Genomic DNA, 18,570 nt, shown 5'->3' with positions numbered 1-18,570 from the left:
AACTTTATATTTTTTGACATTGTTTAATGTACTACCTTTTCCTCATATTCTTGAATATACTCTTCATATTGCATCGTAATCTCAATCTCATCTAAACCTTTTAACAATTTTTCTCTCCACATTTTTTCAATAGAAAAATGAAATTGATGCTGCGTTGTCATGATTACCTCATTTTCCAAATCAACTTCTACTATAGTCCTCGCCTCAATCGCTGCCAATTTTTCTCGCGTCTCTTTGTCCATTACAATCGGTAACATTCCATTTTTCATACAATTCATGTAGAAAATATCTGCAAATCCTCCAGCAATAATAACGCGAAATCCATAATCAGCAAGGGCCCATGGTGCATGTTCTCTCGATGATCCACAACCAAAATTTTCTCCTGTAATGAGAATACTTGCTCCTTTTCGTTCAGGGTCATTGAGCGGAAAATGTGGATTTTCTTTTCTATCCTCTTCATACCGCCATTCATCAAATAAAAATTTTCCAAACCCAGTTCGCTCGATCCTCTTTAAATATTGTTTCGGAATAATTTGATCGGTATCAATATTGTCGTTCATAAGTACAGCGACAGTACCTTTATGAGTACGAAATGGCTCCATCATAACTCTCCTTTCTCACATCGACGAAATGACCATATAATGCTGCCGCCGCAGCCATTGCAGGACTTACAAGGTGTGTTCTTGCACCTTTTCCTTGTCTCCCTTCAAAGTTGCGGTTTGAAGTAGAAGCACAATGTTCTCCTGCAGGTACTTGATCTGGGTTCATCCCAAGACACATGGAACAGCCTGGCTCCCGCCATTCAAATCCAGCTTCCTCAAATATATGATGTAGTCCCTTTTCCATCGCTAATTGTCTTACTTTTTGTGATCCTGGTACAACAAGTGCTCTTACGCCGTCTTTTACTTTCTTCCCTTTTACAATCGCAGCTGCAATCTCTAAATCCGACAGCCTTGAATTTGTACAAGAACCAATAAAGACATGTTTAATCGGGATGTCATATGCACTTTGCTTCGGTTTCAGTCCCATATAAGCAAACGCTCTTTCTTCATTTTGATCGCTTATTGCTGGTAACTGTTCATCGATACGAATCCCCATACTCGGATTTGTTCCCCACGTTACATAAGGCGCTAACTTTGATACATCAATTGAAATGTGCATATCATACACCGCATCTGAATCTGTATACAGTTCACTCCACTTTTCTACGGCACGCTCAAAGTCCTTCGGTGCGTATTTCCGACCCTTTACGTAAGCAAATGTTTTTTCATCTGGCGCAATTATCCCTGCTTTTGCTCCACCTTCAATCGCCATATTACAAAGTGTCATCCGTTCTTCCATTTCCATACTCCTAATTGTTTCTCCATAAAACTCCATCACATATCCAGTACCAACTGCTACTCCATATGTGGCAAGAATATGTAAAATGATATCTTTTGCATATACCCCTTTCGGCAATGTACCTTTTAGTTCAATTCCCATCGCCTTCGGTTTCCGTTGCCATAGCGTTTGCGTCGCTAATACATGTTCAACTTCACTTGTACCGATTCCAAAAGCTAGTGCACTAAATGCTCCATGCGTTGCTGTATGGCTATCACCGCATACAATTGTCTTTCCTGGCACCGTAAGACCAAGTTCTGGCCCAATAACATGAACAATTCCTTGTGCTTCATCTCCAATATCGGCTAACGATATATGAAATTGTTTGCAATTTGCACGCAATGTATCTAGTTGTTGCTTAGCAATATGATCTGTAATATTCCAAACGTCTTTTGTCGGAATATTATGATCCATCGTCGCAAATGTTAAATCTGGTCTCCGCACTGTACGATTTGCAAGCCGCAAGCCTTCAAAGGCTTGCGGTGAAGTAACTTCATGCACAAGATGAAGATCAATATATAATAGATCCAGTCCATTTTCATTTGTTGCTACAATATGCTTTTCCCATAGTTTATCTAGTAGTCTCTTTCCCATTATCGCCCTCTCCCAACTAGCGCTTGTTCTTCCATTTCTTGAAGGACAGCTTGTGTAAATGAAGTTGTCGTTTCTTCTCCGCCAAGATCAGCTGTATATTTCTTTGATCGAAGTACTGCTGTAATTGCCTCTTCAATTGCCCTTCCTTCCTTTATGAGCCCAAATGACTGCTCAAGCATCATCTTAACGGAACGCATCATCGCAATTGGATTCGCTTTATTTTTCCCTGCAATATCTGGCGCTGAGCCATGAATTGGTTCATAAAGCGATGGGCCATTCTCCGCATGACTTGCTGATGGAAGCATCCCGAGCGATCCTGCTAAAACAGACGCTTCATCGCTTAAAATATCGCCGAATAAATTCTCAGTGACAATCACATCAAACCTTGCTGGATTCCGAATGAATTCCATTGCTGCTGCATCAACCAACATATGTTCCAGCTCTATCTCTGGATACCGAAGAGAAACTTCTTCGGTAATTGTTCTCCACAATTTACTAGATTCGAGTACATTCGCTTTATCAATAGAAGTAACTTTTTGGCGCCGTTTACTTGCGAGCTGAAAAGCATAGGAGACAATGCGTTCAATCTCACGGCGATGATATGTCAATGTATCAGTTGCTACTTCCTCGGTCCTTTCTTTTGGAAACGAAAAATAAATCCCGCCTGTTAATTCACGAACAACAACAAAATCAATCTCTGTCGCCGTCTTTAATGGAGACAAATGTGCAATCTCCGCCTCTACTGTTACCGGACGAACATTCGCAAATACACCAAGCCCTTTTCGAAGAGCAAGTAATCCCTTTTCCGGCCTTTCTTTCACATTGTCCCATCTTTGTCCACCAACTGCTCCAAGTAAGACCGCATCGCTTGCTAAACATGCAGCCAATGTTCTTTGAGGTAATGGTTGCCCAAATAAATCGATTGCAGCTCCCCCAAATTCCTCTTCTTGTAAATAAAACTGATGACCATACAATCGTTCAATCATATGCAATATGTCTTTCGCACTTTCCATAATCTCTGGTCCAACACCGTCTCCAGCTAAACAAACAATGCGTTTTTCCAAATGATAAGCACCCCTTTTTATCTGATTTTTCTGAATCAAATAAGTAAAGGTGTTCTCTTACTTATTTGATTGTTACTTAACGAGCGTTAACAGTGCTTTTAATTTTCCAGCAGCATGAACGTATGCTCTAGCTGATGCTTCTAATACGTCTTGCGCAACACCAAACCCTGAAACTTGATGAGGCCCTTCTTTTAATTCCACATGAACATGAGCCAGTGCGTCCTGACCTTGCGTAATCGATTGAATACGATAATCAACTAACTTACATTCCATCTCTAAAATTCTTTGAATTGCATGATAAATGGCTTCGATACTACCTGCTCCAGTTGCAGCATCCTCATATTTATTACCTTTCCCATCTTGTAAAACAACCGTTGCACATTGAATATGATTGGACACAAAATGTACTTGCAACTGCTTAATATTGTACTGCTGTGTTAAAAGTGCAGCTTCTCCAAGCATAAGTGCCCGTAAATCTTCATCCGTAATTTCCTTTTTACGATCTGCTAATGCTTTGAAGGCTTCAAAAGCAGCATCTCGTTCTTTTTGTGTAAGCTCATACCCGAGTTCTTTCATTCTTTCCGTAAAGGCATGGCGTCCAGAATGTTTTCCAAGAACAAATAGATTCTGTGATTCACCAATTAATTCTGGTGCAATAATTTCATACGTTGTCACTTCTTTTAAAACGCCATCTTGATGAATGCCTGATTCATGGGCAAACGCATTTGCTCCCACTATTGCTTTATTTTTAGGTATCATCATCCCGGTTAAACGACTTACTAATGTACTCGTTGCTTTTATTTCTTTCAATATTATAGAAGACTGCGTTTTATAGTGATCTTTTCGAATATGCAAAGCGACAGCTACTTCTTCTAAAGCTGCATTCCCTGCTCTCTCCCCAATCCCATTTATCGTACCTTCTACCTGCAGTGCCCCGCCTTCAATTGCCGCTAACGAATTGGCTACCGCCATGCCAAGGTCATCATGACAATGACAAGAGAAAATTGCTTTTTCATAGGAAGGCACTGATTCTTGTAAATATTGAAAGAGAGAATAATATTCTTCTGGGTGTGTATATCCAACTGTATCTGGAATATTAATGACATCTGCTCCTGCACGAATAGCAACTTCAACAGCTTCAGCTAAAAAAGGTTGCGCTGTTCTCGTTGCATCTTCCGCTGAAAACTGTACAGTAGGAAACAAAGATTTTCCTAATATAACAGAACGGTGAATACTGTCTAATACGTCTTCTTTTGACATGCAGAGCTTATATTTCATATGAATATCACTCGTTGCTAAAAATACATGCAGTCTAGGAGAAACAGCTCGTTTTACCGCTTCATACGCTTTGCGAATATCGCTTTCTTTTGCCCTTGCTAAACTCATGACCGAAGCATTTTGAATGCTTTCTGCAATCCGTTTAACAGATTGAAAGTCTCCTTCAGATGCCGCGGCAAATCCCGCTTCCATCACATCGATTCCTAACTTTTCTAGCTGCCGAGCAATTTGTAATTTTTCTTGTTCATTTAAATTGACTCCAGGTGATTGTTCCCCATCACGAAGCGTCGTATCCATGAACAAAATCTGTTTCATATTATTTAACCCCCGTCTTTACTTTCGGTTTTACAAACGGCATCATCTCACGTAACTGCCGTCCAACTACTTCAATTTGATGCTCATTTTCCTTTGCGTTTATCGCATGAAAGTGCGGCCTTCCTGCTTGATGCTCTGCAATCCATCCTTTTGCGAATGTACCATCTTGAATTTCCTTTAACACGTCGCCCATTGCTTTTTTCGTATGTTCTGTTACGACACGCGGACCAGATACAAAGTCTCCCCACTGCGCTGTATCAGAAACAGAATATCTCATATTTTCAAGTCCACCTTCATACATAAGATCAACAATGAGCTTTAATTCATGTAAACATTCAAAATAGGCAAGTTCAGGCTGATAACCAGCATCTACTAATGTTTCAAATCCTGCTTTTACAAGTGCAGTCACTCCTCCACAAAGTACAGCTTGTTCTCCAAATAAATCCGTTTCTGTTTCTTCTTTAAATGTCGTTTCTAACACACCAGCTCTTGTAGCTCCAATTCCATCGGCATAGGATAATGCTTTTTCTGTTGCTGTTCCAGTTGCGTCTTGATATACAGCAAACAACGCTGGTACAGCTCCTCCTTCAGTAAAGGTGCGGCGCACTAAATGGCCTGGTCCTTTCGGTGCTACTAGGAATACATCTACATCTTCCGGCGGTGTTACTTGATTAAAATGAACATTAAAACCATGAGCAAATACAAGTGCATTTCCAGATTGTAAGTTTGACTCAATTTCCGCCTGATATACTTCTGGCTGTAATTCATCTGGTAGAAGAACCATCACTACATCAGCCATCGCTGCCGCTTCGGCTACAGAGTAAACGGAAAAACCATCCTCTTTTGCCTTTTCCCACGACTTTCCTTTCCGAAGACCAACTACTACATCAAAGTTGTTATCACGTAAGTTTTGTGCATGAGCGTGCCCTTGCGATCCATATCCTACAATTGCTACTTTCTTTCCCTTTAATACATTTACCATTACATCCTTTTCATAATAAACTTTTGCCATTTTCTTCTCCCCCTATATTGAAATAATTAATGAATTAACATTACTTGTTTCTCTTGTTTTTTCATACTTCTTGTAAAAGCTGTCACACCTGTTCTTGCAATTTCTTTCACCCCATACGGACGAAGCAATTCAATTAAAGCTTCTACCTTTTCCTGTGTCCCTGTTACTTGCACGACTATGGAATCCTTTCCAACATCTATTACAGTAGATCGGAACGGTTCAATTAAACTGTATAGTTCAGACCTTGATACACTTGTTGTCGCTACTTTAATGAGAACAAGTTCTCTTGCAATAATCGCTTCTTCCGTTATATCGGTGACTTTCAGTACATCAATTTGTTTATGGAGCTGTTTAATAAGCTGTTCAACTTGTTGCCTATTTTCCACATGGACAACAAATGTCATCCGTGAAACATCTGATGATTCCGTATGTCCTACGGAAATACTCTCAATATTAAAGTGCCTTCGTGTCATCACTCCTGTAATCCGGTTTAATACACCACTTTGATTTCGTACAGTTGCAGTCACGATTCTTTTCATTTCCTTTTCACCCCCTCCATTTGATGGACTCCTTTTCCTGGAGCAACCATCGGCATTACTTTTTCAGACTGCAACACTCGGCAATCAATTACGACAGGTTCATCTAATGTCATTGCCGCTTGTAATTCTTCTTTCGCTCGCAGTGGATCTTGAATTCTTATGCCTTTTATGCCATAAGCTTGTGCTAATGTCACAAAATCCGGCTGACAAGAAAGGAGCGAATGAGAATATCTTTGCTGATAAAACTCATCTTGCCACTGTCTTACCATTCCTAACGCCTCATTATTTAAAATTAACACTTTAACGGGTAAAGAATGTTCTTTTAAAACACTTAATTCTTGCAATGTCATTTGAAAACCAGCATCACCGACAATCGCAACCACTAATTCAGTTGGCTTAGCAATTTGTGCACCAATTGCTGCTGGAAGCCCAAATCCCATCGTTCCAAGTCCTCCTGATGTTACCCATTTATTCGGCTCTTTAAGTGGGTAATATTGAGCAGCCCACATTTGATGTTGACCAACATCCGTCGTAATAATCGCTGTCCCCTTTGTAATTTCATACAACATATCAATTGCTGCTTGCGGTTTCATTTTTTCTGCATCTTGTTTATAAAAAAACGGATATTGTTCTTTTCTCTTTTTTAAAAGCGTAAGCCACTCTTCATGATTCTCTTTTCGCTCTTTACGTTCTAATAGTGCTTCTAAAGCTCGCTTCGCACTTGCAACAATCGGGATAGCCGTTGGGACATTTTTACCAATCTCTGCAGGATCGATATCAATATGTGCAACAGTGGCCTTTTTCGCAAAATATGCTAAATTCCCTGTAAGCCGATCGTCAAATCTTGCACCAATATTGATAAGCAAATCACATTCATACATTGCCATGTTCGCTGTATAGGACCCATGCATCCCTCCCATTCCTAAAAACAATTCATCATCTGATGGGAATCCTCCTAATCCAAGAAGCGTATGAACGACTGGTAGACGGTACATGCGAGCAAATTTTGTCAATTCTTTTGAAGCCTTTGCATGTAGCACACCAGCACCAGCTAAAATAAGCGGTTTTTTAGCCGTAGCAATCGCTTGTGATAATTTGGTAATTTGTAATACGTTCGGTTCATAATTCGGCTGATACCCGGGTAAATCCATTTGCACATCACTGCATCGCTCCCCTTCCTCCATCACCATATTTTTAGGGAGATCAATCACAACTGGTCCCGGTCGCCCTGTTTTTGCAATATGAAATGCTTCTTTAATAATCCTGGGTAAATCCGAAGCTTTTCGGACTTGATAATTATGCTTTGTTACCGGCATGGTAAGTCCCATAATATCCGCTTCTTGGAATGCGTCACTTCCAATTAAAGTTGTAGCCACTTGCCCTGTAAAAACAACGAGCGGCAATGAATCAATCATTGCATCGGCGAGCCCAGTGATTACGTTTGTTGCTCCTGGTCCACTTGTTGCAATGACAACACCTGGATTCCCGGTAATTCGGGCATATCCTTCTGCTGCATGTATCGCACCTTGTTCATGTCTTGTTAAAATATGAGGAATCTTACAATCATACAATGCATCATATAGTGGTAAAACCGCACCGCCTGGATATCCAAAAATCACCTCAACCGCTTCCTTCTCTAGCGCTTCTAACAATAGCTCTGCACCAGTTACCATTTTTTCTTCTGTTTTTGAAGCCATCGATTGTATCCCTCCTTTTTTCTCAAATAAAAAAATCCTACGTCCACACTTCAGCTATGTGCTGAAGGGACGAAAGATTTCGTGGTACCACCCTTCTTTGCAAGAATATTTCTTGCCTCAGTGACTCTTTAAAAATGAGTCTAGCTAGTAACGGAGCTACCGTCTAAACCTAGGCAAATGCTTCAGCTTAGCACTCAAGGGCGATGTTCGTCGACATGAACCATCGGTTTCCAGCAACCACCGACTCTCTGTAAGGCTTCATTATCAACTACTCCTCCCCATCAACGCTTTATCGTCTCATGAGAATGATTAAACCGCTTTATTCTCCTCATACATTCCCTCTCTATCTTCTGCAACTATTGACGAAACTCTTGTAGCAAACGCTTTTTGATATGCGAATCCATTTTCCAAGAACCAATTGTTCATCCACTTAAATGCGCCTCCTATCTTCTATTGATTTTTTATTGCTTCCTAGTTTACTCTCCTTTTTAAATAAATCAAGGTTATTTTTTAGAAAATTTACAATATTAAAACAAATGAACTTCTTAAAACATATTGATTTATCAACATTGTTAACGTTTACAAAAGAGCTAAAAATTTTTTTCGTCATTTTTTATCCAAAAAATATTTTTTCACAAGAAGGATTTTTGGCAAATGCTGCGAATCTATTGTATTCAATAAACGGACATTGATTTTATATATTTGGCATTTATGTATAATTTTTGAGGAGAAAGGAGGAAATCAAGCAAAAAATCTCGATGCGAAAATAACCATCATATTTTTTATGTCGTTGTCATAATCCTATGTTTAAAAAATAATTTATCAAGCGAAGGAGGAAATCAAGATGGCTTATGTACAAATTAAAGGAACAAGAGAAGAGGTCGTAAAGATGCTACAATTATTTGATTTAATGGATACAAAAGGATTTTGTAAATTCAATGATTATGTGGAAGTAGAGCCGAATGAAACGAAACATAATCACTTTACCGCTTCCATCGATTTCCAAACCAATAACAATTCTATTCAAGAGCACTTAAATGATCAATTTGTAAGTCAAATGTTAACTGGTGTATATAACGACTAATCTAGCGATATATTTCCTTGTATGTATCCCACTATTGTAGTGACAACCGATCAGTGAAAGCTTTTCATTAGCGAAGGAAAAAGCTCTATTGATAAAACTTTCACTTTATAACTTCCTACCATCTTTTTCTCAAATATATAAATATCTGGCGAGAATTTGAGCATATTAGTAAATGGTAGGAGGTGATAGATATGGCAAAAATCGGTGTTGAAAGTTCGTTAACAGATGTTCAACAAGCGTTGCAACAAAAAGGACATGAAGTCATTTCTCTACAATCTGAAAGTGATGCAAAGGAATGCGATTGTTGTGTCATTACTGGCCAAGATTCGAATGTAATGGGAATTAGCGATGTATCGACAAAAGGATCTGTCATTAAGGCAAGCGGTTTAACGACAGATGAAATTTGTCAACAAGTTGAAAGTAGAGTATAAAAGATATCATATCTACTATATGTATCCGAATGAAAAAGAGAAGTCTCCTTACATACAGGAGACTTCTCTTTTTTATATTCACCTAACGGGAAAGTAACATATACTGGATGAAAGCCCTACCTCTCTCTCATCAATACGGTTCCTCTGACCGCTCCTTGATACACTAGCATGCGTATCACCTATACATACAAAGTTTAGGGTCTGTTCACAAAAGTTGTTGGTAAAATTACCCGATCTTTCACAAACTTTTCATTTTGTATGGATAAGTAATAGTTAAGCTATACTAGCTGTAACCGAGACACGAATTAAAATTTTAACATATAACAACAAATTCGTCAACATTTTTACAGAAACAAAAAACAGGCAGTGTCATCTACCTGTTTTAAAATGGCGCTTTTTCTTTTACAACGTAAATAACAAATCCGCTTACTAGCATGCATAAGCCAACAGCAAAATTCTTAATATTAATCATAACTACCTCTCCCTTATTTCATATATCATATATATTTACATTTCAATTATATTTGTCATTTCAAACACACTTTTCCTAATATATCATAATTCCTAAAAAATGCAAAGTACTGTCTAGCGTCCATTTACAAGCTTATCCACAGTGCTCGGAACTGTATTCAGCGCCTTCTCAATTAAATGTGTCCCACTCTGTAAATGCAATACTTGCACACCACTCGATCCTACTACTAAAAAAGCAACAGGATTGATGGAGACTCCAGCTCCACTTCCTCCTCCAAACGGATATTCTTGTTTCATTTCTTTTTGTGATCCCTGTCCTGCATGCGTATGTTGTTGTTCGCGGCGAGATACTTCTCCTTTAAAATCGCTTCCACCTGCTCCAAAACCAAAAGCAACTTTCGAAACCGTTAACACTACATGTCCATCTGCTGTCGAAACAGGACTCCCTACAATCGTATTTACATCTACCATTTCTTTTAAATTTGTCATTGCTGTTTTCATTAAATTTTCAATTGGATGTTCCATCATTTCAACCAACCTTTCCTTATCATTCTTTTTTATACTCTCCAAAATAAAGAAACTCATACCAGGTTTTACAATCGAATCCAATTGCTATCCATACCTCTTTTCCCTCTCATCAAAATGAAATTTCACGCAGCATAACAACTCTACCTACAAATTTTAAAAAGTGACAAATAGCAGGATAAAAAAGAAAAATCTATACATACTACTAAAGAACCTTGCTAGGAAAGGAGCTATTATCTTGGCTGATAAATTTGATGATCATCATAGAATTGAAAATGATTATAAAGAAGAATATGCGGCAGAGGTTGCCCCTAAGCGTGTCACTTATGATCGAGACGATAGAGATGATGTAAAATCAAAAACAGCAGGATCAACGGCAGGTTTCATCGCTCTTGCTCTTGCAGTCTTATCACTTTTCACATTCCCAACACTATTTGGGCTTGTCTCCATTTTACTCGGTATTTATGCTTATAATCGTGGTGCTACTGTTACCGGTGGTATCGCTGCTATTGTTGGCGGTATTGCTGTACTTGTTTCTTTATTATTCCGCGCTGCAATTATCGGCTTATTGTTTTCACTCTTTTAACTAAAAAAGGTATCTCGCCAAGCGAGATACCTTATCCTGTGAAAACATCTTCTGATGGATAGCGAATTTTTTGTTTTGCAGGTCGTGCTAAAGAAAATACTAAGGTTAACGGTCCGATTAATCCACAAAACATAACGAACATGATGATACATTTTCCAACTGCAGATAATTTCGCAGTAATCCCCATTGTTAAGCCAACTGTTCCAAATGCTGAAATCGTTTCAAATAATAATTGAATGAAACTAAATTTTTCTGTAAGCATTAATAAAAATACTGCCACAAAAATGAGAATTTGACTAGCAACCACAATCGCTAAAGCTCTCGTTACTGTCGCCATTTTAATCGTACGTTGAAATAACACAATGTCTTCCTTTTTTCTAAAAAAGGAAATAACAGATGTAATTAAAATAACAAATGTTGTTAATTTAATCCCTCCACCTGTCGAAACACTACCTGCACCTATAAACATTAAAATCATCGTAAATAATATGGATGACTCTTCCATCCCGCCATAATCAACTGTATTAAATCCTGCGGTACGAGGTGTAATTCCTTGGAAGAAGGACGCCCATAATTTTTCATTTACAGATAATGGGCCTAATGTTTTCACATTATTATACTCTAATATAAAAATCGCAATCATACCAATTACATTCAGAGCAATCGTTCCTACAATCATAATTTTCGAATGAAGTGATAGTTTCTGAAAACTACGGCTATACCACATATCAATTAATACTGTAAATCCTAAACCACCTATAACAATTAAAGAGCAAATACCGATATTAATAATCGGATCTCCTACATATCTCATTAAATTATCTGGCCATAGTGCAAATCCTGCATTATTATAAGCTGCAATCACATGAAAAATACTGTAATACATTCCTTTACTAAACCCGAATTCCGGGATAAATCGAATAGATAGAAAAATAATTCCAATTCCTTCTATACAAATAGAAAAAATAAAAACGCGTTTCACTAATTTCACAAGACCACCAATATTTGTCTGATTAAAAGCTTCTCCAATGAGTAAACGATGACGTAAACCAATTTTTTTACCGAGTACCCATACAATTAAAATCGCAATTGTCATTAATCCAAGACCACCCGTTTGAATTAAAAACATGATGACAATTTGACCAAACATAGTAAAAGTACTTGCGGTATCTACAACTCCTAAACCAGTTACAGTCGCTGCAGAAGTTGCTGTAAAAAAAGCATCAACCCAACTAATCGATTCCTTTGTCGCAAATGGTAACTTTAATAATATACCTCCGACGACAATTAAACAAAAAAAGCCTGTTGCTAAAATTTGTGGTGGACTTAATCTGATAGAACGATTATAAACCCCTTGCTTTTTTTCTGCTTTCATATCACAAACTCCTCAATAAAATGCTTCTATCTTTCATGCTATAAGGTAGAATTTCATTATGAAAACAAATTCTTATACTCTTATAATATAGTTGAGCATAATCCTTTTTTTTATAGATTTCAACTCTTATTTTCACAAGCGCTAACGAATGGATTCTGTTTATTTTTTAAAATCCCCATACCTTTCACTTCAAGTTCACATTGAAGTCACATCTCTCTTTTATATTATAACTATCAAAGCTGTTTGAGACATTCCCCAATGTCTCAAACAGCTTTCTATCCCTAATTAAAATTGACATAAATTGTCCCCTTCCATGACCACCTTATTTTGACAGGGTGGTCTTTTTTTCTTTCTCATAAAGTGAAGGATGTTACGAATAACTCTCCTCCTGCCTATTTGCTTTACTTCTCGCTAATGATCCATTTTCACTTACATCACTGAAAGACAAACAAAATATTCATTTTTCAATCGGAAAGTTTTCAGAAAATATTGTCAAATAATATCATTTTTCGGTACAATTAAATTAGAACATATTTTCAAAAATAAGGAGGGATTTTATTGAAACAAACAAAAGCTATCTTAATCGCTCTATTTTTCGGTCTTATCATCGGTCTCGCTCTAAATTTATATGCTCCATCCATTTTTACACCTTTAAATCAATATGTCTTTCATCCAATCGGACAACTTTTCATCCGGCTTATTAAAATGCTTGTCGTTCCAGTTGTATTTATTTCGATTGCTCTTGGTGCCGCAGGTCTTGGCGATCCGAAACAACTTGGTAGAATCGGAATCAAAGCCATTTCTTTCTTTTTAACAACAACAGCCATTGCTATTTCACTTGCTGTTACACTCGCACTCTTTATTCAACCAGGACAAGGCGGTACATTTAAAACAGAAGGGCTTTCTTATAAAGGTGACAAAGCGGAAACATCTATTGTTGATACACTCCTCAATATCGTCCCAGATAACCCAGCGAAAGCAATGAGTGATGGAAATATGCTTCAAATTATTGCTTTTGCAGTATTAATCGGACTCGGACTTGCAATTCTTGGAAAACGAGTTCAAGGAATCCACTCATTACTTGAACAGGGTAACGAATTAATGATGTATCTTGTAAACCTCATTATGAAACTCGCTCCAATTGGAACATTTGGCTTGCTCGCTTCCTCTGTTGGACAGATGGGGCTTGCAGGCGTCGCTGCAATGTTCAAGTATATGATTGTTGTTATGCTAGCACTTGTCATACATGGCATTTTTATATATGGCGGGTTATTAAAAATATTTTCAAAAGAAAGTATCGTTCGCTTCATCAAACATTTTGCACCTGTAATGGCAATTGGATTTAGTACCTCTAGTTCTAATGCTTCTCTTCCATTTGCTATGAAAACAGCCCAAGAAAAGCTTGGCGTTTCGAAACCTGTTAGTTCATTCGTTCAACCACTCGGAGCCACAATCAATATGGATGGGACCGCTATTATGCAAGGGGTAGCCACCGTATTTATTGCACAAGTATATGGTGTTGAACTTACAATTGCTCAATTAGCTATGGTCGTATTAACTGCTGTGCTAGCTAGTATCGGAACAGCCGGCGTTCCTGGTGTCGGTCTTGTTATGTTAACGATGGTTTTAAATCAAGTTAATCTTCCGGTAGAAGGCATCGCCTTAATTATTGGGGTGGATCGTATTCTTGATATGTCTAGAACAGCTGTTAATATTTCAGGTGATGCAATCTGTGCCATGATTGTTTCAAAATCTGAAGAGAAATATATTGAAAATGACTCTGCTGCATCCTAATGAAAAAGGAGTGAATCGACTCACTCCTTTTTTGATTTACTTCCTTTTTTAGAACGGTATTCTTTTCCTTTATTATCATTTCCAACTTCAAACTCTGCACCAAATTCCTGTTGAAACTGTCCTAATTTGGGTGAACCTTGATTTTTACTACCGTGACTACCATTACGATTCGTCATTTTTCTCTCTCCTTTCTTCCATCATATTTAGTATGGCTTTTCGTAACCAATCATACTCATTTTCCACCTATAGCAGCTACGCATTTTTTCATTATTTATAGCACTTTTTTAATAAAAAATCCTTCTCAAAGCTGAGAAGGATTTGTTCTTATATAAGTTTTTTCGAAATAGCTATCATACATTCCATTTCTTCTTCAGATAAAGCTGAGAATCTTTCTTTTAAATATTGTCTTTTCGCCGATTCCATTTTAGCAACTAATTCTTTTCCTTGCTCTGTAATTTCTAAATATACAACACGCCGATCTGATGTAGAACGTGAACGTGTTACAAAACCTTTATGAATTAACTTCTCTGTTACAGCTGTAATATGACTATTCGAAACATTCAATTCATTCGCCACTCGTGAAACCATCTCTTTGTTAGCACGATTTAATATACGAAGCACAACAAACTCATTCCACGGTATGTAACCACCAAAGATCTTGCCAATATCATTACGCAACGAACGAAACATAGCAAAGACATTTGTAGATAGGTCTTCCATTAATTGTTCACGATTGTAAGACACCATTTACATCCCCTTTTATTTCATATAGTTAAATAAAAATATTATTAATAATTTTACCTTAAATCTTACCTTTTGTCATCTTATTGTCTTATAAAAATTCAGTTCTATCCATTCCATTTTAGGAAGTAATGATACAAGCTTTTCAAAGCGAAAATTGGTACAATAAAAGCATCTTAAACAAAAGAGGTGTGAATCATGAGTTTACAACAATGGGCTGATAAAGGTATGTCCTTTGATACATATGTCAACGAAATGAAAGTAAATCAAGATAAGTTATTACACATTTATAATAACTTTTTAATTCCAAACGAATTACTTCCTGTTTTAGAAGAACGTCAAAATGATAAATGGCGCGTTATCGTTTTAACGGCTGATTGGTGTGGGGATGCCCTTCTTTGTGTACCTGTTATGAAACGCATTTGTGAAGTGGCAAATATTGATATGCGCTTATTAATTCGTGATGAAAATTTAGAATTAATGGATCAATATTTAACAAACGGCACAGCGCGATCCATTCCAATTTTCATTTTCGTTGATCAAGAAGGAAATGAAAAAGCCGTATGGGGACCACGTGCTCCAAAAATACAAGAATTAATCACTTCCATGCGAGAAACATTGCCAGAAAAAGAAGATCCATCATTTGAAGAAAAACAAAAAGAAATGTATGCAAAATTCCGCGAAACATTAGCTAATGATACGTCCCTTTGGGAACATGTGATGGAGACTATGATTGAAACAATCGCGAAATAAAACAACTGCCATTCCGGCAGTTGTTTTACATAAGAAAGAAATAGAATACCGCTGCTAAAATAAAGCGATAATAAGCAAACGGTGTTAATTTTACACGTGCTAATAATTTTAAAAACGAAACAATTGCAAGCATCGCAACAATGAATGCTGTAATAAATCCACTCGCAAATAGCGGTAAATCCGCTACACTTAATACATCCCAGCTTTTTATTAAGTCTAGTCCGCTAGCAGCTACCATCATCGGTACTGCTAAAATAAATGTATATTCAGCTGCCGCTGTATGTGACACACGAGCGATCAATCCACCACTTATTGTTGATCCAGATCGTGAGAATCCTGGCCAAAGCGCTAAACATTGGAACATCCCAATAGCAAATGCTTGTTTGTATGTAATCTCATCCAATGTTCTTGCTGTACTTGGCTTCGAAAACTTCTCAGCCACAATCATTAAAATACCACCTGCAATTAAACTAATGACAACCGGACCTGGTCCGAATAAAACTTCCTTAATGGTACTATGAAACAATACGCCAAGCACCCCAGCGGGAATCATTCCGATAATAATATGTAATAAATTTAATGATGGTCCTTCTGTCACTTTTCCAATTCCCACTAACGACCATAATCGCTTCCAAAATATAACGACAACGGCTAAAATCGATCCCAACTGGATAACAACTTCAAAAACCTTTGCTCTCTCGTCGTCAAATCCAAGTAAATGACCTGTTAAAATCATATGACCCGTTGATGATACTGGTAAAAACTCTGTCAATCCTTCAACAGCACCCATGATTAATCCAATTAACCAATCAGCCACAACTTGTGCCTCCTTACTCTCAAATCTATAAATTTCCACACCTTATCATAATACCCTATACGTTTTCAAAGTGCATCTATTTTTATTTTTTCTTCGCTACCATGCACATATTTCTTTTCTATCCTTAAATTAAATTGTATGATAATAAGAGTTTATTTTATATGACAAGGAGGATTTTATGAACGAAGCGCTCTCATTCTCACAAAAAATAAAGCAATTTTTATTACTATTCCTTCCGATTTTCGTCACGCAAATGTCACTATTTGCAATGAGTTTTTTTGATACGACAATGTCAGGACATGCAAGTCCGACTGATTTAGCAGGTGTGGCAATTGGGACTAGCATTTGGATTCCCGTTAGTACTGGATTAACTGGCATTTTAATGGCTACTACCCCAATTGTTGCTCAACTCGTAGGATCGAATAAAAAAGAAGATGTTCCTCATATTATTATACAAGCCGTATATTTAGCAATTTTTGTTAGTATCCTTGTTATTATAATTGGTTTTTTCGCTGTTTCTCCCATTTTAAGCGGCATGCAATTAGAAGAATCTGTAGAACGTATTGCAGCTCAATTTCTAAGCATAATTGCAATCGGAATTATTCCTTTATTTGTTTATACTGTATTACGAGGGTTCATTGATGCACTGGGAAAAACACGAACGACGATGATTATTACATTGCTTTCTTTACCAATTAATGTTGTTTTAAATTACGTGCTTATTTTTGGACATTTCGGTTTTCCAAAATTCGGTGGTGTCGGAGCAGCTATCGCTTCCACTGCAACATATTGGTGCATTTTATTGATTACGATTATGATCATTTGTACGAAGGAACCGTTCGCATCTTTCGGTATCTTTAAACAGCTATACCGCGTTTCTTTTTCAAGTTGGAAAGAATTCCTAAAACTCGGAGTTCCAATTGGCTTTGCAATCTTTTTCGAAACAAGTATTTTCGCTGCTGTAACACTTTTAATGAGTAACTTTAGTACCACAACGATAGCTGCACATCAAGCAGCTATGAATTTTGCTTCATTATTATATATGACGCCATTGAGTCTATCTATGGCTATGACAATTGCCGTTGGATTTGAAGTTGGAGCAAAACGATATAGGAACGCCAAACAATACGGATGGATTGGAATAGGTTTCGCACTTGCCTTTGCTCTTTTCTATTCCATCCTTCTTTATTTCTTTGATGATGCGATTGCTTCTATTTATACAACAGATTTAGCTGTTCATCATTTGGCAAAAGAATTTCTTATATTCGCGATTTTATTCCAATTTTCTGACGCAATTGCAACACCAGTGCAAGGAGCGCTGCGCGGTTATAAAGATGTAAATGTTGCACTCATTATGACTTTAATCGCCTACTGGGTGATTGGACTTCCACTTGGTTACTTCTTCGCAACATATACAGATTGGGCCGCAAAAGGGTATTGGATTGGTCTTATTCTTGGACTTGCATTCGGTGCTAGCTTCCTGCTTGTACGCCTTTTCCAAGTACAACGCAAATATATTACAGAGAAAAATCGCTAAATATAGCGATTTTTCTTCAAGTTATTGAAAGGATTCATAAATTTACTTCAGTACAAGAAATTAACGTTTTATACTGTTTTATTAGTAAGAACGTTGACAACATCCGCTCTTTTCCCCATCTTATGAATCATGAAACCATGAATTTTAATATCAGACGGTATGAGCGGATGATGACGAATAATATCAATACTCTTTTCGATATTTTCACTAACATTTCCTTTTCCATTTAGCCAATCGTCAAAGGTACCACCTGAAAATTCAGGCATGCAATGTTGAAAAAGATAGTCCAGTTGCATGTTATCTTTTATAGAATCAAGCTGGCTTTGTATATTAACTGGGGCAGTCTCTTTATCTTTTATTCCTACAACAAAAATTTCTTCAACATTTTCTTGATAAATAGCAATGATAATAGATCTCATTATATCTCCATAAGGATGTACAATTATGGAACCATAGCTTTGTATTGTTAACATATTTTCTGGTTGAACATTTATTACTTGTTGTATCATACGCTCTATTCCGTCTGCAATGTCCGTTAACAATAAAACTTTTTTATTCTCTAACTGCATGTGTTGCA

Annotated in this window: 20 protein-coding genes and 1 other annotated feature; of the genes, 6 read left to right on the top strand and 14 right to left on the bottom strand. The window is 37.3% G+C overall.

Annotation, left to right across the window (positions count from 1 at the left end; all coding sequences use genetic code 11):
* Positions 1-23 precede the first annotated feature (23 nt).
* From leuD to ilvB, 7 genes are all read right to left on the bottom strand, one after another.
* Complete coding sequence (gene leuD / locus BCER98_RS06085; protein ID WP_041809563.1) at positions 24-602, bottom strand: 3-isopropylmalate dehydratase small subunit; 579 nt, start codon at positions 600-602, stop codon at positions 24-26.
* The gene (gene leuC / locus BCER98_RS06080; protein ID WP_011984204.1) at positions 580-1,974 is read right to left on the bottom strand and encodes a 3-isopropylmalate dehydratase large subunit; all 1,395 of its coding nucleotides are present in this window, start codon (positions 1,972-1,974) and stop codon (positions 580-582) included. Before leuC ends, leuD begins: the two co-directional genes overlap by 23 nt.
* A complete protein-coding gene (gene leuB / locus BCER98_RS06075) occupies positions 1,974-3,038 on the bottom strand; it encodes a 3-isopropylmalate dehydrogenase (protein ID WP_011984203.1) in 1,065 nt (354 codons plus the stop codon). The genes leuC and leuB overlap by 1 nt, the downstream gene beginning before the upstream one ends.
* Before the next feature lie 72 nt (positions 3,039-3,110).
* Positions 3,111-4,631, bottom strand: coding sequence for a 2-isopropylmalate synthase (locus tag BCER98_RS06070; protein WP_011984202.1), 1,521 nt, complete (start codon positions 4,629-4,631; stop codon positions 3,111-3,113).
* Between the two features lies 1 nt (position 4,632).
* Positions 4,633-5,643: a ketol-acid reductoisomerase gene (ilvC, locus tag BCER98_RS06065; RefSeq protein ID WP_011984201.1), complete on the bottom strand. Its 1,011-nt coding sequence runs from the start codon at positions 5,641-5,643 to the stop codon at positions 4,633-4,635.
* Positions 5,644-5,669: 26 nt separating this feature from the next.
* Entirely contained in the window at positions 5,670-6,182 is a 513-nt protein-coding gene (gene ilvN / locus BCER98_RS06060) for an acetolactate synthase small subunit (protein WP_011984200.1), read from the bottom strand.
* The gene (gene ilvB, locus BCER98_RS06055; protein WP_011984199.1) at positions 6,179-7,879 is read right to left on the bottom strand and encodes an acetolactate synthase large subunit; all 1,701 of its coding nucleotides are present in this window, start codon (positions 7,877-7,879) and stop codon (positions 6,179-6,181) included. The genes ilvN and ilvB overlap by 4 nt, the downstream gene beginning before the upstream one ends.
* Before the next feature lie 62 nt (positions 7,880-7,941).
* Positions 7,942-8,173: a binding site (T-box leader), on the bottom strand.
* Between the two features lie 550 nt (positions 8,174-8,723).
* Between ilvB and BCER98_RS06050 the strand changes: the two genes are divergently transcribed.
* Together BCER98_RS06050 and BCER98_RS06045 are read left to right on the top strand one after the other, a co-directional pair.
* Entirely contained in the window at positions 8,724-8,963 is a 240-nt protein-coding gene (locus BCER98_RS06050; protein ID WP_011984198.1) for a DUF3911 family protein, read from the top strand.
* Between the two features lie 191 nt (positions 8,964-9,154).
* Positions 9,155-9,394 carry a YkuS family protein gene (locus BCER98_RS06045; RefSeq protein WP_011984197.1) on the top strand — a complete coding sequence of 80 codons (240 nt, stop codon included), beginning with the start codon at positions 9,155-9,157 and terminating at the stop codon, positions 9,392-9,394.
* Positions 9,395-9,776: 382 nt separating this feature from the next.
* Here the strand turns inward: BCER98_RS06045 and BCER98_RS06040 are convergent, their stop codons facing one another.
* Both BCER98_RS06040 and ytfJ read right to left on the bottom strand, forming a co-directional pair.
* Positions 9,777-9,866, bottom strand: a complete 90-nt coding sequence (locus BCER98_RS06040) for a hypothetical protein (RefSeq protein ID WP_041809560.1) — start codon at positions 9,864-9,866, stop codon at positions 9,777-9,779.
* Positions 9,867-9,979: 113 nt separating this feature from the next.
* Positions 9,980-10,450 carry a GerW family sporulation protein gene (gene ytfJ, locus BCER98_RS06035; protein ID WP_041810290.1) on the bottom strand — a complete coding sequence of 157 codons (471 nt, stop codon included), beginning with the start codon at positions 10,448-10,450 and terminating at the stop codon, positions 9,980-9,982.
* Positions 10,451-10,628: 178 nt separating this feature from the next.
* On the opposite strand from ytfJ, the gene BCER98_RS06030 reads away from it, so the two are divergent.
* Positions 10,629-10,976, top strand: a complete 348-nt coding sequence (locus BCER98_RS06030) for an acyl-[ACP]--phospholipid O-acyltransferase (protein WP_011984195.1) — start codon at positions 10,629-10,631, stop codon at positions 10,974-10,976.
* 31 nt (positions 10,977-11,007) lie between these two features.
* Here BCER98_RS06030 and BCER98_RS06025 read toward each other — a convergent pair whose 3' ends face one another.
* Positions 11,008-12,351, bottom strand: a complete 1,344-nt coding sequence (locus tag BCER98_RS06025; RefSeq protein WP_011984194.1) for a TrkH family potassium uptake protein — start codon at positions 12,349-12,351, stop codon at positions 11,008-11,010.
* Between the two features lie 558 nt (positions 12,352-12,909).
* Here BCER98_RS06025 and BCER98_RS06020 point away from each other — a divergent pair.
* Complete coding sequence (locus tag BCER98_RS06020; protein WP_011984193.1) at positions 12,910-14,145, top strand: dicarboxylate/amino acid:cation symporter; 1,236 nt, start codon at positions 12,910-12,912, stop codon at positions 14,143-14,145.
* 20 nt (positions 14,146-14,165) lie between these two features.
* On the opposite strand, the gene BCER98_RS06015 is transcribed toward BCER98_RS06020, so the two are convergent.
* Together BCER98_RS06015 and BCER98_RS06010 are read right to left on the bottom strand one after the other, a co-directional pair.
* Positions 14,166-14,321, bottom strand: coding sequence for a hypothetical protein (locus tag BCER98_RS06015; RefSeq protein WP_011984192.1), 156 nt, complete (start codon positions 14,319-14,321; stop codon positions 14,166-14,168).
* Between the two features lie 148 nt (positions 14,322-14,469).
* A complete protein-coding gene (locus BCER98_RS06010) occupies positions 14,470-14,889 on the bottom strand; it encodes a MarR family winged helix-turn-helix transcriptional regulator (RefSeq protein ID WP_041810288.1) in 420 nt (139 codons plus the stop codon).
* 195 nt (positions 14,890-15,084) lie between these two features.
* Here BCER98_RS06010 and BCER98_RS06005 point away from each other — a divergent pair, with 195 nt between their 5' ends.
* The gene (locus tag BCER98_RS06005; protein WP_011984190.1) at positions 15,085-15,639 is read left to right on the top strand and encodes a thioredoxin family protein; all 555 of its coding nucleotides are present in this window, start codon (positions 15,085-15,087) and stop codon (positions 15,637-15,639) included.
* Positions 15,640-15,664: 25 nt separating this feature from the next.
* Here BCER98_RS06005 and uppP read toward each other — a convergent pair whose 3' ends face one another.
* A complete protein-coding gene (gene uppP / locus BCER98_RS06000; protein WP_011984189.1) occupies positions 15,665-16,456 on the bottom strand; it encodes a bacitracin resistance undecaprenyl-diphosphatase in 792 nt (263 codons plus the stop codon).
* A 178-nt stretch (positions 16,457-16,634) separates the two neighbouring features.
* Between uppP and BCER98_RS05995 the strand changes: the two genes are divergently transcribed.
* On the top strand, positions 16,635-17,993 hold the full coding sequence (locus BCER98_RS05995; RefSeq protein ID WP_011984188.1) for an MATE family efflux transporter: 1,359 nt from the start codon (positions 16,635-16,637) through the stop codon (positions 17,991-17,993).
* A 68-nt stretch (positions 17,994-18,061) separates the two neighbouring features.
* Here BCER98_RS05995 and BCER98_RS05990 read toward each other — a convergent pair whose 3' ends face one another.
* Positions 18,062-18,562, bottom strand: coding sequence for a carbonic anhydrase (locus BCER98_RS05990; protein WP_011984187.1), 501 nt, complete (start codon positions 18,560-18,562; stop codon positions 18,062-18,064).
* Positions 18,563-18,570: the final 8 nt, after the last annotated feature.

Source organism: Bacillus cytotoxicus NVH 391-98 (assembly GCF_000017425.1).
In the GTDB taxonomy this organism is placed as follows: domain Bacteria; phylum Bacillota; class Bacilli; order Bacillales; family Bacillaceae_G; genus Bacillus_A; species Bacillus_A cytotoxicus.
This window is presented reverse-complemented; position numbering and strand designations above follow the sequence as displayed.